This is a genomic window from Pseudomonas delhiensis (assembly GCF_900187975.1).
Lineage (GTDB): Bacteria > Pseudomonadota > Gammaproteobacteria > Pseudomonadales > Pseudomonadaceae > Pseudomonas > Pseudomonas delhiensis.
In genome coordinates this window covers 94728-108493 of record NZ_FZPC01000015.1, presented here as the reverse complement: position 1 = coordinate 108493, position 13766 = coordinate 94728, and the positions used below count along the sequence as shown (strand labels likewise).

Sequence of the window (13766 nt, the reverse complement as noted above, 5' to 3'; positions counted from 1 at the left end):
CTGCCATGTTCCCAGCCGCCCTGGCCCCTTCCCTGCTGGCCGCCGCGCTGAGCCTGGCGTCGCCGGCCTTCGCCGCCAAGGCCTACGTGTCCAACGAGAAGGACAACAACATCAGCGTCATCGACCTGGACAGCATGACCGTCACCGGCACCCTGGACACCGGCAAGCGCCCGCGCGGCCTGGCGCTGTCCCACGACAACAAGCTGCTGTACATCTGCGCCAGCGACTCCGACACCGTGCAGGTGATGGACCTGGCCAGCGGCAAGATCATCAGGCAGCTGCCCTCCGGCGCCGACCCCGAGCAGTTCGCCCTGCACCCCAACGACCGCTGGCTGTACGTCTCCAACGAGGACGACGCGCTGGTGACCGTGGTGGACACCCAGACCGCCCAGGTGCTCGGCCAGATCGACGTGGGCGTGGAGCCCGAGGGCATGGCGGTGAGCCCGGACGGCAAGTGGGCGGTGAACACCAGCGAGACCACCAACATGCTGCACTGGATCGACACCGCCACGCAGAAGCTGGTGGACAGCACCCTGGTGGACCAGCGCCCACGCCACGCGGAGTTCAACAAGGACGGCAGCCAGGTCTGGGTGTCGGCGGAGATCGGCGGCAGCGTCAGCGTGGTGGACGTGGCCAGCCGCAGGATCCTCAAGAGCCTGCGCTTCGCCATCAAGGGCGTGCACCCGGACAAGATCCAGCCGGTGGGCGTGAAGCTGACCAGCGACGGCAGGTACGCCTTCGTCGCCCTGGGCCCGGCCAACCACGTGGCGGTGGTGGATGCCAAGACCTTCGAGGTGCTCGACTACCTGCTGGTGGGCCGCCGCGTCTGGCACCTGGCGTTCAACCCGGACGAGAGCCTGCTGCTGGCCACCAACGGCGTCAGCGGCGACGTCTCGGTGATCGACGTGAAGGACCTCAAGGTGACCCGTTCGATCAAGGTCGGGCGCTACCCCTGGGGCGTGGTGGTGACGCCATGAACGCCCTGCGGGTGGCCGGCGTGGACTTCGCCTATGGCGCGCGCCAGGCGCTGGAAGGCATCGACTTCGCCCTGCCGGCCGGGCGCTTCACCGCCCTGCTGGGGCCCAACGGCGCCGGCAAGTCGACGCTGGTCGCCCTGCTCACGCGCCTGTACGACCTGCAGCAGGGCGAGATCGAGGTATGCGGCTGCAGCCTGGCCCGCCAGCCGCGCCTGGCCCTGCGCCAGCTGGGCGTGGTGTTCCAGCAGAGCACCCTGGACCTGGACCTGAGCGTGGAGCAGAACCTGCGCTACCACGCCGCCCTGCACGGCCTGCCGCGGGCCCTGGCGGCCGAGCGCATCGAGCAGGAACTGGCCCGCCAGCAACTGCGGGAGCGCCGCCGCGACAAGGTGCGCACCTTGAACGGCGGCCACCGCCGCCGCGTGGAGATCGCCCGCGCGCTGCTGCACCGCCCGCGCCTGCTGCTGCTCGACGAGGCCAGCGTGGGGCTGGACCCGGCGGCGCGCCAGGCGCTCAACGAACACGTGCGCCAGCTGTGCCGCGACGAGGGCCTGGCGGTGCTGTGGACCACCCACCTGCTGGACGAGGTGCGCGGCGACGACCGCCTGCTGGTGCTCGACCGCGGCCGCCTGGTGGCCCAGGGCGAAGCGGCCCAGGTCAGCGCCGCCGACGGCGGCGACCTGCCCCGCGCCTTCGCCCGCCTCACCCGCCTGGAGGCCTGCGCATGAGAGCCTGCGACGCCATCGGCTTCGGCCCGGCCGCCTACTGGCAGTGCCTGCGCGGCATCGTGGTGCGCGAGTGGCTGCGCTTCGTGCTGCAGCGCTCGCGCTTCCTCAGCGCCCTGGTGCGCCCGCTGCTGTGGCTGCTGGTGTTCGCCGCGGGCTTTCGCGCCGCGCTGGGCATCTCGATCATCGAGCCCTACGACACCTACGTCACCTACGAGACGTACATAGTCCCCGGGCTGTGCTGCATGATCCTGCTGTTCAACGGCATGCAGGGCTCGCTGTCGATGGTCTACGACCGCGAGATGGGCAGCATGCGCGTGCTGCTCACCAGCCCGCTGCCGCGCGCCTTCCTGCTGGCCGGCAAGCTGCTGGCCACGGCGCTGGTGTCGCTGCTGCAGGTGTACGCCTTCCTCGCCATCGCCTGGCTCTACGGCGTGCAGCCGCCGGCCTGGGGGCTGCTGGCGGCGCTGCCGGCGCTGCTGCTGGCGGCCCTGCTGCTGAGCGCCCTGGGCCTGCTGCTGTCCAACGCCATCCGCCAACTGGAGAACTTCGCCGGGGTGATGAACTTCGTGATCTTCCCGCTGTTCTTCCTGTCCTCGGCGCTCTACCCGCTATGGAAGATGCGCGAGGCCAGCGTGGGCCTGTACTGGCTGTGTGCGCTCAACCCCTTCAGCCACGCCGTGGAGCTGGTGCGCTTCGCCCTGTACCAGCGCTTCAACCCGCTGGCGCTGGCGGTGTGCCTGGGGCTGACGCTGCTGTTCGCGGGCCTGGCGGTGCTGACCTTCAACCCGCAGCACGCGGCGCTGCGCAAGGGGTGAAATCTCCTACTTTGGTACTGGATCAACCCTCCGGACGTCGAATTTCCAAAGCAGCGCCCCTGGCATGTAATGGCGGGCAGAAGAATAAATATCGAGATGCCACCATGCCTCGCCTAGCCCCTGCCCTGCTCTGCGCGCTGCTGGGCCTGCCCCTGGCCCATGCGGACGAAGCGCTGTTCTCCAGCGACGGCTACCGCACCAGCCAGTACCGCAGCCCGACCCCGGCCAGCGCCGACCACGCCACCACCCTGGACACCGCCGCCCTGCGCGCGCTGCTGGCGCGCGAGCCGCGCACGCGCCTGGTGGACGTGTACCGCCGCACCTGGCTCAACGGCCAGTTCGTGGCCAACGAAGCGCACCGCAACCTGCCCGGCAGCCTGTGGCTGGCCAACACCGGCGACGGCGTGCTGAGCGCGCCCTGGCTGGCCTACTTCCGCGAGAACCTGCGGCAACTCAGCGAGGGCGACCCGACGCGCCCGCTGGTGTTCTACTGCCGCTCGGACTGCTGGGCGAGCTGGAACGCGGTCAGGCGCGCCCACGCGCTGGGCTATTCCAACCTCTACTGGTACCGTGACGGGGTGGACGCCTGGGAACAGGCCGGCCTGCCCCTGCAGGACGCCCAGCCACGGCCCTTCCCCTGAGCGCAACCCAACGGCTAGCCGCCGCCATAACGACAACAACGAGGTGTAGGCCATGTACAAGATCCTGATCGCCGACGATCACCCGCTGTTCCGCGAGGCCATCCACAACGTCATCGCCGACGGCTTCCCCGGCAGCGAAGTGATGGAGACCGCCGACCTGGACAGCGCCCTGGGCCTGACCCAGGAGCACGACGACCTGGACCTGATCCTGCTCGACCTGAACATGCCCGGCATGCACGGCCTGAGCGGCCTGATGAACCTGCGCAACGAGGCGCCGACCATCCCGGTGGTGATCGTCTCCGCCGAGCAGGACAAGCAGGTGGTGCTGCAGGCCATCACCTACGGCGCGGTGGGCTTCATCACCAAGTCCTCGCCGCGGGCGCAGATGACCGAGGCCATCGAGCAGATCCTCAACGGCAACGTCTACCTGCCCTCGGACATCATCCGCACCCAGAAGGCCTCGCCGCGGCGCAGCGGCCACGAGGAGCACGGCATTCCGCCGGAGCTGCTGCAGGCGCTGACGCGCAAGCAGCTGCTGGTGCTGGAGCGCATGACCAAGGGCGAATCGAACAAGCAGATCGCCTACAACCTGGAGATCGCCGAGACCACGGTGAAGGCCCACGTCTCGGCGATCCTGCGCAAGCTCAAGGTGCACAACCGGGTGCAGGCCATCCTCAGCGCCGGCGACATCGACTTCGCCGCCTACCTGCGCCGCTAGGGAGCGCCCATGCCCGCTTCGCGCACCCTGTTGCTGACCGCCCTGGCCATGCTGGCGTTCGCCGGCAACTCGCTGCTCTGCCGCCTGGCGCTCAAGGCCACCCAGCTCGATGCGGTGAGCTTCACCGGGGTGCGCATCCTCTCCGGCGCGCTGATGCTCGGCCTGCTGCTGCGCCTGCGCGGCCGGGCCGGCCAGGCCCGCGGCAACTGGCGGGCGGCGGCGGCGCTGTTCACCTACGCCGCGGCCTTCTCCTATGCCTACGTGCAACTGGACGCCGGAACCGGCGCGCTGCTGCTGTTCGGCGCGGTGCAGGTGACCATGCTGGTGGTCGGCCTGCTGCACGGCGAACGCCTGGCCGGCCAGGCCCTGCTGGGCTTCGGCCTGGCCCTGGGCGGCCTGCTGGTGCAACTGCTGCCCGGCGCCGGCGCGCCGCCGCTGGCCGGCGCCCTGCTGATGCTGTTGTCGGGCGTGGCCTGGGGCCTGTACTCGCTGCTGGGGCGCAACGCGGGCGATCCGCTGGCGGTGACCACCGGCAACTTCGTCCGCGCAATAGCCTTCGCGGCCGCGCTCGCCCTGGTGTTCCATGGCCAGTTGCGCGCGGATGTGCCTGGGGTCGTCTACGCGGTGCTGTCCGGGGCGCTGGCCTCGGGGATTGGCTATGCCATCTGGTATGCGGCGCTGCCGGGCTTGTCGGCGATCCAGGCGGCGTCGGTGCAGTTGAGCGTGCCGGTGCTGGCGGCGTTGTCCGGGGCGCTGGTGCTGGGGGAGCATATCGGGGTGCGGTTGTTGCTGGTGTCTTGTGCGGTGCTGGGCGGGATTGCGCTGATCCTGCGCGCCAAGGTTCGCGCGCCGACTGTGCAGCGGGCCTGAGCACTGGTTGGCTTTTCGTAGGAGCGAGCTTGCTCGCGAACCGGCTTCCCGGTGACTCCGCTGCTGAACCAACCTCCGTTCCCTCTCCCTAACCCTCTCCCTGAAGGGAGAGGGGACCGTTCGGCGTGAAGTGTGATTTCGGCGCTCGCCGGCCACGCCGGTGTTGCCGGGTGGCACGAAAACCACCGGCGGCACGGATAGCCCCCTCTCCCTTCAGGGCGGGGCGCGCAGCCGAGGGCTGGGGAGAGGGTTGCGGACCCAACCCCTGCGCCAAAGTCGAACCTGATCCGTTATTACGCGACCACTACAGACCTGCTACTCCACTGCCAAACCCACCCTCGCTCCCTCTCCCTAACCCTCTCCCTGAAGGGAGAGGGGACCGTTCGGCGTGAAGTGTGATTTCGGCGCTCGCCGGCCACGCCGGTGTTGCCGGATGGCACGAAAACCATCGGCTGCACGGACTGCCCCCTCTCCCTTCAGGGAGAGGGCTGGGGAGAGGGTTGCGGACCCAACCCCTGCGCCGAAGTCGAACCTTCACCACCACGGCCCAACCAACGGCGGATAACCGCGAACGGTTATCCGCCCTACCCGCCCCACCCACCATTCCCATGTAGGAGCGGGCCCTGCCCGCGATTTTCGCGCGCAGGGCGCACTCCTACAGGTACAACGCCAGCCTCACCCCGCCCTGTCCATCAAATGGCACAACGCCGTCTTCAGCTTCATCGGCCTGACCGGCTTGTGCATCAGCGTATGGCCCAGCTCGCGCACCTGCTGCTTGAGTTCGTTGCTGTAGTTGGCGGTGATCATCAGCGCCGGCAGCGGCGTGCCGCGGCGGGCGTTGATCGAGGCCACCGCGTCCACGCCGTTGCAGCCGTCGTCCAGGTGGTAGTCGACGATCAGCAGGTCGGACTCGGCGTGGAAGTTGTCCACCTGGCGCGCCAGGTCCTCTTCCGACAGCGCCGTGACCACCCGGCAGCCCCAGGCCTCCAGCAGCGTGCGCATGCCGGCGCAGATGGCCGCGTCGTTGTCCAGCACCCACACCCGCGAGCCGCGCAGGCGCTCCACCAGGTGCTCGGCCTGCTGCGCCGGCTCCGGCCGGGTGCGGGCCACGCGGCGGGCCAGGGGCACCTCGACGGCGAAGCGCGAGCCCTTGCCGGGCACCGAGCCGACCTGGATGCGGTGGCCGAGCATGCGCGCGATCTTCTCGACGATGGCCAGCCCCAGGCCCAGGCCGCGGTCCTGGTTGGAGCGCTGGGTGTCGCCGCGCTTGAACTCCTGGAAGATCTCGCCGAGCTTGTCGGCGGGGATGCCCATGCCGGTGTCCCAGACCTCGATCCACAGGCTCTGCCGGCGCCGTCGGCAGCCCAGCAGCACGCGCCCGCTGGGGGTGTAGCGGATGGCGTTGGACAGCAGGTTGCGCAGGATCCGCGCCAGCAGTTGCATGTCGCTGCGCACCTGGGCGCCGCAGGCCACGTAGTCCAGGCGCAGGCCCTCGCTGGCGGCCACCTGGCGGTATTCGGCGGCGAGGTTGCCGAGCAGCTCGCTGACCTCGAAGGGCGCGATGTCCGGCTTGATCACCCCGGCGTCGAGCTTGGAGATGTCCACCAGGGTGCCCAGCAGGTTCTCCACGTCCTCCAGCGAGTGGCTGATGTTGCGCACCAGGCCGTCGCCGCCGCGTTCCTGCAGGGCGCTGGTGAACAGCCGCGCGGCGTTCAGCGGCTGCAGCAGGTCGTGGCTGACGGCGGCGAGGAACTTGGTCTTCGACAGGTTGGCCTGCTCGGCCTCGCGCTTGGCCTCGCGCAGGCGCGCCTCGACCTGGCTGCGCTCGTCGATCTCGCGCTTGAGCTGGTCGTTCAGGCTGGTCAGCTCGGCGGTGCGCTCGCGCACCCGCTGCTCCAGGTTCTGGTAGGCCTGGTGCAGGGCCTCGGCGGTGCGGCGGCGCTCGGTGATGTCGCGGATCAGCACGAAGAGCCCGGCGACCTGGCCGTCGGCCTGGCGGTTGGGCACGTAGGAACGCTGCATGTAGCGCTCCTGCCCGGCGAGGTTGGTCTCGGCGATCTCGAAGGTCACGCTCTCGCCCGACAGCGCCCGCTCGAAGTAGGGCTCCAGGCGCTGGCAGTGCTCGGCGCCGTGCACGTCGCGCAGGTTGCGCCCGAGCATCGAGCCGCTGGGCCAGCGGTACCACTGCTCGTAGACCTTGTTGGTGAATTCGTAGTTGAGGTCGGCGCTGAGGTAGGCGATCAGCGCCGGCACCTGGTCGGTGATCAGGCGGATCCAGCGTTCGCTCTCGCGCAGCGCCTCGGCGTGGCGGTAGCGCTCGGTGATGTCGGTGAAGGTGTTGACGAAGCCGCCGGTGGGCAGCGCATGGGTGCGGATCTCCAGCATGCGGCCGTCGAACAGGCGCTGCTCCAGGGCCGCCAGGGGCGCGCCGGAAGCGTCGCGGCTGCGCGGGGTGAGCAGCGGCAGGCCGCTCTCGCCCATGACGTCGGCGAAGGGCCGGTGCGCGCCGATCGGCGCCAGCCCGCAGAGTTCCAGGAAGCGCCGGTTCCACAGCTCCAGCGTGCCCTCGGCGCCGACCATGGCCACGCCCTGGGACAGGTTGTCCACGGCGCGCTGCAGCAGGTGCGACTTCTGCGCCACCGCCTGTTCGCGGCGCGCGGTCTCGCTGAGCTTGATCTCGGTGATGTCGGTGTAGAGCACCACCAGGCCGCCGTCGCGGGTCGGCCGCTCGCTCATGCGCACCCAGCGGTCGTTGCGCAGGCGGTAGAGGGTGTGTTCGTCGTCGCTGCTGCGCTGCTCCTCGACTATCAGCCCGCTGCTCTGCGCCAGGCGGCGCACTTCGCTCAGCCGGGTGCCGGCGCCCAGGCGCGCGCGGGTGGGCGCCCAGAGCGCGCGGAAGCGTTCGTTGAACAGCACGATGCGCTGCTGCGGGTCGAACAGCACGAAGGCGTCGGAGATGCTCTCGATGGCGTCCAGCAGGTGCTGGTGGGCGGTCTCGGCGCGCAGGCGGGCATCGCTGAGCAGCTGGTTGCTGGACTTCAGCTCGGCCATGGCCTGGCTCAGGGCGTCGGTGCGTTCGCGCACCTGCTCGGCCAGCACCACCGAGTGCTGGAAGGCCCCGTAGGCGCCGTCGCCGCGCGAGGCGCTGGACTCGATGCGCTCGATCAGCGCGGTGTTGATGCGCTGCAGCTTGAGCTTGTCGCGCTCGAGCGCCTCGATGCGCGCCTGCAGCTCAGCCGGCTGCGCCGCCACGGGGACGGCCAATGGCGACACCGGTGAAGGTCTGGTTGATGTGCATGCCATTGAATTGCTCTCCGTAGGTGTTGAAGCCGATCACCTGCTGGTGGCGGAGAAACTCGGCGGTGGCTGCGGTGTCGCCCGCCACTTCCAGCTCCAGGCGGCGCAGGAAGCAGTCGCAGCCGATGGTCAGCAGCGGCGGGCCGAGGCGTTCGTGCAGGCGCGCGAACTGCGCCCGCAGGTTGGGCAGCAGGGGCCCGGTGCTCATGGCGGTGAGGACGATGCCGTTCTCCACCGCGCAGTAGAAGGTCAGGCTGAAGTCGTCGTGCACCTGCTGGATGGAGCGCACGTAGTACTGGTCCTTGATGCGCACCGCCAGCGGGTGGCGGGAGAACAGCTCGAAGCTCAGCGCCTGGGGCTCCACGCCGACCAGCCGGGCGTACTCCAGGGCCGCCGGCTCGGCATTGAGCTCCAGCACCCGGCGGCTGGCGCTGTCGGCGCGGGTCACCACCAGCTTCTCGCCGCGCGGCACCACGTGGTGGGTGGTGAACACCTCGAAGTCGAGCCAGGTGTTGAACAGCAGCACCACCGCCGCGCCGGTGTGGAACTGGCCCTGGTAGTAGACGTGGGTGTGGGTGAGGTGGTTGTCGTCGCCGGCCGAGCCGCCGAAGTGCGGGATGGCGCCGAGCGCCGCGCTGAGCGCCGCCAGCACCACCTCCTCGCGGCTGGACAGGCCGTCGAGCAGGGTCAGGGCGAAGCTGTGGTCCTTGATCGGCGCCAGCTCGCTGCTGCGGCAGTCGGCCACCAGGGCCTCCACCAGCTGCTGCGCGTCGATCAGGCTGAAGCGCTCCATCTCGTCGATCAGCGCGCTGGCCACGGCGAAGCTGCGCACGTCGAAGCCCACCGCGCTGACGCAGCCGCGGCCGTAGCCCTGGGGGGTGATCTCGCCGGCGGTGGTGCAGCCGACCAGCTCGATGCCGCCGAAGTACTGCTCCAGGGCGGCGGCCAGGGCCGGCAGGTCGTGCTCGGCGGAACAGAAGAACAGCACGAAGCCCAGGTGCGGGTGGATCAGCTGGCGCGCCAGGTCCTGGGCCACCGCCTCCGCGTCGCGGGCACTGGACATGCCCCTGACCACGCCTTCCCCCTGCCCTTCCTGCATACGCCTGCCTCAACGCCGGTTGACCTCGCGAGCATTCTACGAAGGCGCCCGGCGCGGCCCCATGCTACTTGGGTGCTGGCGGGGACCTCCGAAAGGCGTAGCTCCATGTCGTTCGCAGGAGCGCGCCCTGCGCGCGATTCGCGGGCAGGGCCCGCTCCCTTCAGTTTCGTAGGGCGCATAACGCCTACGGCGTTATCCGCCGAATCGCGGACGGAGTCTGCTCCTACCCTGCCGGGGGCACTGCTTCTCGTAGGAGCGAGCTTGCTCGCGAATAAGCCCCGCAGCGGAGCCTGTTCGCGAGCAAGCTCGCTCCTACGAAGAGCACATCGGCGCAGCCGGCAAGACAGTTGCTCCTACGATTCCAGGAAGCACTGGCGTAGGAGCGGACTCCGTCCGCGATGGCCCGCCGCGCGCAGAAGGCCGTGGATGGACCCCGCCCGCCCTGCCTGCAAAAAAAACGGCGGGCCGACGTCACCGTCGCCCCGCCCAATTGCTGCCAAAGGAGCTCGGGAATTACCAGTTCAGTACCGCGCCAACCGCGAAGGTGTCGGTGTCCTCGCTCACCAGCGAGCCCTTGCGGCCGTCGATCTCGTACTGGTTGTACTCGGCCACCAGCTTGAGGTTGTCGTTGATGGTGCGGAAGTAGGCGATGCCGCGGGTGGAGTAGTCGGCCGCGCTGCCCAGGCCGTTGCCGTCGTCCTCGGTCTTGCCGTAGGACAGCGCCAGGCGGTTCTTGCCCCAGCTGTAGGAGCCCTGCAGCAGCATGCCGCGGCTGTCCACCTCGCGCAGCGCCGCTTCGCCGGCGTTGTTGGTGAAGAAGGGGTTGATGCCCTTGGCGGTGAAGCCCGAGCCGGTCAGCGACACGCCGCCGAACTTGGCCTGGATGCCGTAGCCCAGGCCCTTGGAAGTCACGTCGTCGACCTGGTCGTTGGTGTTCTTCGAGGTCTGGTAGGCGCCGTTGACCCAGCTGTAGATCTGCGCGCCGGCCAGGTCGAACTGGTAGCTGATCTCGCTCTCGTAGCGCGGGTTGTCCTGGTAGGCCTTGTCGTCCAGGCCGTCGCTGGCGTCCTTGTCGATCTGGTTGGTGTCGATCGGGTCCATGATGCCCACCGCCACGCGCAGGCCGTCCACCAGGCTGTTGTTGCGGTAGGTGATCTGCGAGGTGGGGAACGGGTACGGGTAGCCGGTGCCGATGTTGCCGAAGGACACGCCCTTGCCATCCACCAGGCCGAGGGTGTCGCTGGCGTTGCCGAAGCCGGCCAGCAGCTCGTCGAGGAAGATGTTGGAACGCGAGAACAGGCCGAAGTCCTTGCCGATCAGCACCTCGCCCCAGTCGCCGGCCACGTTGCCGTAGAACTGCCGCACGTCGATGGCGGTGTCGGTGCCGTCCTGCTCGCTGTCGTTGATGGTCACCCAGAACGAGGAACGCCCGGTGAGGGTCAGGCCGTCGATCTTCTTGCCGAAGTTGAAACCGATGTAGTTGGGCAGGAAGCCCATCTTCACCCGCGACTGGCGGCGGTCGTAGGTCTCGCCCTCGCGGTCCACGTCGCTGTTGACGTAGAAGGCATTGAAGTAGCCGTCGGTGGAGAAGGTGGTGTCGTCCTTGTCGTACAGCTTGATGTCGGCGACGGCCGGCAGGCAGCCCAGGCTGCCCAGCGAGGCCAGGGCCAGGGGCAGGAAACGGCGAATGGCGGTGTTGTTCTTGTTCATGACGCGCTCCGCAGGGGATGGATGACCGTTCGGGGTCGTGGCGGAGGCGATTATCGAAACGGCTTGCGCGGCGCCATACGCTGCTTTGGGCGCGCTTCGCCGCTGCTTGCGTGGGGCTTGCCGGAGCGCTGCGCAAGGCCATGGCACCAGGCCACCACAAGGCTCGGCGCCTTGGTCGCGGGGGTAGCGGCACCTTGGCAGCGGGCCTTGCGACGCAGGACCAAAGTCGCAGGCGTACGTGCCCGGGGCGGTATGCCCGGGCAGCGGTGGAAGGAGGGTTGGAGGGGGTCAGGCGCGGTTGGTCAGCAGCCAGCTGCCGCCCTGCTCGCCCAGCAAGGCGGCGTGGGCGGCCAGGAGGTCGGCGCGGGTCATGCGCCGGGCCGCCTCGGCCACGCGTTGCGCGTGGTCGGCGGCGACGCCGGCGAGCTGGTCGCGCCAGGCCGCGTTCTCGCTGGCCGGCTCATTCGCCAGGCTGTGGGCGAGGTCGCGCAGGCGGGCCTCGTGCAGTTCGCCCAGGGAGATGGCGGCGTCCTCCAGGAAGGTGCGCAGGTGGCCGAACAGCGCGTCCGGCCGGGCGTGCGGCGACTGCACGGCGAACAGCAGCCCGCGCCAGCCGGCGACCTGGCGGAAACCGCAGAACAGCGCATAGCCCAGGTTCAGCTCGACGCGCAGGCGCTGGTAGAAGCCGCCTTCCAGCTCGCGCGCCAGCAGGCGCCAGGCGGCCTCTTGCGGCGCATCCCGCCCTGGCAGCGGGTAGAACAGCAGCAGCGCCGACTCGCCTTCGCCCGCCATGTCGCAGCGATGGCGGCCCGGAACCAGCGCTGGCGGCAGCAGCAGCTCCGTCGCCAGCAGGCCGGGCACCCGACTTGGCCGGGGAGGTTCGGCGTTGCGCGCCAGCACATCCCAGCGCGCCGAGGACCAGTCCGGCAAAGCCGTACCCTCCCCCGCCAACTGGACCGGCAAGGCGTCGAGCAGGCGGCGGATCGGCAGTTCGGCGGCCTTCTGCTGCCGCTCGCGCAACAGCAGGCGATCCCCCTGGGCCAGCGCTACCGCGGGGGGCTCGGCCAGCAGCGCCAGGGCGCTGTCCAGGCAGCTTTCCAGGCGATCGGCCGGGCCTTGCAGGTCCAGGGCCCAGTCGGCGCCCTCCTCGTCCAGGCGCAGACTCACGCCATTGCGCCGCGCCAGCCCGGCCAGCGGGCGCAGGCCGTGGCGCAAGGCGAGGAAGTGGCTATGGGCTGGCGCGCTCGGGAAGCGCCAACGCAAATGAATCGAGCCCGTCGCCGCCGTGCTGGCCGCCGGTGGCGCCGCGAAGCGCCAGGGCTGAGGAGCGAAGGCCACGGGCTCGACCGGGCTGCGCCCCAGGTGCAGGTCGAAGCCGGCTACGCGGGCGGGCTGGCCCGGCGCATCCGCCGCGACCAGCAGGCGGACCAGGCGCGAAGCGTCCAGCGCCGCCAGCCATTGCGGCGAGACCGGCGCCGGCAGACCCCGGGCCCGCCGCTGCAGTTGTTCCAGGGGAGGCAGTTGCCGTGCTTCGTCCGCCACCAACGCAGCACCGCCACCCTCGCGCAACGCCCGCAGCCAGTCGAGGAAGGCCGCCTCGACCAATGCGGCATCCCGCGCCTGCGCCAGTTCGAAGGTCGCCGCCAGCAGCGCCTGCCCCGGCGCGCGGTAGGCCACCCGCAAGCTCGCCACATCGCACAGTCCACGCTCACCCAGCCAGGCCAACAACCCGCCATCCGCCTCGTCGGCCAGCAGGCCGGCCAGGGCGTCGAAGGTCTGCTCAGCAACAGAATCCAGCTCGCCCATGGCGAAGCCCAGCACCAGGCGCGGCGCACCGGGCAGGCGCAGGTGCAGCCTGTCGCCGGCCAGCGGCGCCAGGGCCGGCGGCAGGTCGCGGGGCGGCACCGGGCCGGGCCGCCAATCCCCGCAGTGCCGGGCGGCCAGGGCCTGCAATTCGTCGAGGGACTGCGGCCCCTGCAGCCACAGCTGCACATTGCCAGGCCGGTAGAAGCCGCCATGGAAGTCCCCCAGCGCGCCCTGGAAACCCGCCTCCTCCACCGCCAGGCTGGCGCGCCGGCCGGCCACGAAGCGGCGCAGCGGATGCCCCTCGGCCACCCCGGCGGCCAGGGCCGCGTCGATCAGCGTGCCGGCATCGCTGGCGCGGGCGATGTATTCCGCCTCCAGCACCTCGCGCTCGCCGAGCTGCGCGCCAACTTCCAACCGCGGCCGGGCCAGCATGTCGAGCAGGCGCGCCAGCCCGCCGTCCAGCTCCGCGGCGGGCACTTCGAAGAAGTAGTCGGTAGTGCGCGCCCAGGTGCTGGCGTTCAGCCGCCCGCCCCGCGCCTGAACCCAGGGCATCAGCCGCTCGCCCGCGGCGAAGCGCGCGCCGCCGAGGAACAGCAGGTGTTCGAGGAAATGCGCAAGCCCCGGGTGCGCCCGCGGCTCGTCATGGCTGCCGGCCGCCACCCGCGCCAGGGCGGCGGCGCGGGTGGCCTGCGGATCGTGCACCAGGGTCAGCCCCAGGCCGTTGGCCAGGACGACCTGGCGGGCCTGCGGGGGCGTGGCGTTGCGGTTCATGGGCAATCCAGTGGTGTTCTGCCGCCACCTTACCCGCACGCCGGAGGAAGGGAATAGTGCTTTGGAGGGGTCAGCGGCCGCTGGCGCTGATGACGCCCGTGCGCACCTGCTCGGCCATGGCGATCAGCCGTTCGGCATCACCCTGCAGGAACGCCGCCATGCGCACCAGGTGCACCGCCTGGGACGCCGGCAGCTGCTCGGCGGCCCGCCCCAGGTCGGTCGCCAGCCCCTCGTGGCGGAAGGCCATGTTCAGTAATTCGCGCCGCAGCCGCTGGCTCGCATCGTTCAGGCCCATGACGCACCCTCGCAAGGCAGTCGAAAATTCCAGCATAGA

11 protein-coding genes are annotated in these 13766 nt (G+C 70.2%); 6 read left to right on the top strand and 5 right to left on the bottom strand.

Going from position 1 to position 13766, the window contains the following annotated elements; translation table 11 throughout:
• Positions 1–5: 5 nt before the first annotated feature.
• The 6 genes from CHC02_RS15140 (at position 6) to CHC02_RS15115 (ending at position 4749) form a co-directional block, all read left to right on the top strand.
• Positions 6–977, top strand: coding sequence for a YVTN family beta-propeller repeat protein (locus tag CHC02_RS15140; RefSeq protein WP_089392329.1), 972 nt, complete (start codon positions 6–8; stop codon positions 975–977).
• Positions 974–1705: an ABC transporter ATP-binding protein gene (locus CHC02_RS15135; protein ID WP_089392280.1), complete on the top strand. Its 732-nt coding sequence runs from the start codon at positions 974–976 to the stop codon at positions 1703–1705. The genes CHC02_RS15140 and CHC02_RS15135 overlap by 4 nt, the downstream gene beginning before the upstream one ends.
• Complete coding sequence (locus CHC02_RS15130; RefSeq protein ID WP_089392279.1) at positions 1702–2520, top strand: ABC transporter permease; 819 nt, start codon at positions 1702–1704, stop codon at positions 2518–2520. Before CHC02_RS15135 ends, CHC02_RS15130 begins: the two co-directional genes overlap by 4 nt.
• Before the next feature lie 104 nt (positions 2521–2624).
• Entirely contained in the window at positions 2625–3161 is a 537-nt protein-coding gene (locus CHC02_RS15125; RefSeq protein WP_089392278.1) for a PQQ-dependent catabolism-associated CXXCW motif protein, read from the top strand.
• 52 nt (positions 3162–3213) lie between these two features.
• Positions 3214–3879, top strand: a complete 666-nt coding sequence (agmR, locus tag CHC02_RS15120; protein ID WP_058070436.1) for a response regulator AgmR — start codon at positions 3214–3216, stop codon at positions 3877–3879.
• A gap of 9 nt (positions 3880–3888) precedes the next feature.
• Positions 3889–4749, top strand: coding sequence for a DMT family transporter (locus CHC02_RS15115; RefSeq protein ID WP_089392277.1), 861 nt, complete (start codon positions 3889–3891; stop codon positions 4747–4749).
• Positions 4750–5424: 675 nt separating this feature from the next.
• On the opposite strand, the gene nahK is transcribed toward CHC02_RS15115, so the two are convergent.
• From nahK to CHC02_RS15090, 5 genes are all read right to left on the bottom strand, one after another.
• Positions 5425–8052 carry a hybrid sensor histidine kinase/response regulator NahK/ErcS' gene (nahK, locus tag CHC02_RS15110; protein ID WP_089392276.1) on the bottom strand — a complete coding sequence of 876 codons (2628 nt, stop codon included), beginning with the start codon at positions 8050–8052 and terminating at the stop codon, positions 5425–5427.
• Complete coding sequence (gene nosP / locus CHC02_RS15105; protein ID WP_089392275.1) at positions 7982–9145, bottom strand: nitric oxide-sensing protein NosP; 1164 nt, start codon at positions 9143–9145, stop codon at positions 7982–7984. The genes nahK and nosP overlap by 71 nt, the downstream gene beginning before the upstream one ends.
• Positions 9146–9658: 513 nt before the next feature.
• Positions 9659–10855 (bottom strand): porin, encoded by a 1197-nt coding sequence (locus CHC02_RS15100; protein ID WP_089392274.1) that lies wholly within the window; start codon positions 10853–10855, stop codon positions 9659–9661.
• Positions 10856–11143: 288 nt separating this feature from the next.
• Positions 11144–13432, bottom strand: coding sequence for a pyrroloquinoline quinone biosynthesis protein PqqF (pqqF, locus tag CHC02_RS15095; protein ID WP_089392273.1), 2289 nt, complete (start codon positions 13430–13432; stop codon positions 11144–11146).
• A gap of 70 nt (positions 13433–13502) precedes the next feature.
• Positions 13503–13727 (bottom strand): hypothetical protein, encoded by a 225-nt coding sequence (locus CHC02_RS15090; RefSeq protein WP_089392272.1) that lies wholly within the window; start codon positions 13725–13727, stop codon positions 13503–13505.
• Positions 13728–13766 lie beyond the last annotated feature (39 nt).

Bases quoted from the DNA above. Each gene is read 5' to 3' on its own strand.
- CHC02_RS15100 (WP_089392274.1), bottom strand. From the start codon at position 10,855: ATGAACAAGAACAACACCGCCATTCGCCGTTTCCTGCCCCTGGCCCTG.
- nahK (WP_089392276.1), bottom strand. From the start codon at position 8,052: ATGGCATGCACATCAACCAGACCTTCACCGGTGTCGCCATTGGCCGTC.
- CHC02_RS15140 (WP_089392329.1), top strand. From the start codon at position 6: ATGTTCCCAGCCGCCCTGGCCCCTTCCCTGCTGGCCGCCGCGCTGAGC.
- CHC02_RS15115 (WP_089392277.1), top strand. From the start codon at position 3,889: ATGCCCGCTTCGCGCACCCTGTTGCTGACCGCCCTGGCCATGCTGGCG.
- CHC02_RS15125 (WP_089392278.1), top strand. From the start codon at position 2,625: ATGCCTCGCCTAGCCCCTGCCCTGCTCTGCGCGCTGCTGGGCCTGCCC.
- CHC02_RS15090 (WP_089392272.1), bottom strand. From the start codon at position 13,727: ATGGGCCTGAACGATGCGAGCCAGCGGCTGCGGCGCGAATTACTGAAC.
- nosP (WP_089392275.1), bottom strand. From the start codon at position 9,145: ATGCAGGAAGGGCAGGGGGAAGGCGTGGTCAGGGGCATGTCCAGTGCC.
- CHC02_RS15130 (WP_089392279.1), top strand. From the start codon at position 1,702: ATGAGAGCCTGCGACGCCATCGGCTTCGGCCCGGCCGCCTACTGGCAG.
- CHC02_RS15135 (WP_089392280.1), top strand. From the start codon at position 974: ATGAACGCCCTGCGGGTGGCCGGCGTGGACTTCGCCTATGGCGCGCGC.
- pqqF (WP_089392273.1), bottom strand. From the start codon at position 13,432: ATGAACCGCAACGCCACGCCCCCGCAGGCCCGCCAGGTCGTCCTGGCC.
- agmR (WP_058070436.1), top strand. From the start codon at position 3,214: ATGTACAAGATCCTGATCGCCGACGATCACCCGCTGTTCCGCGAGGCC.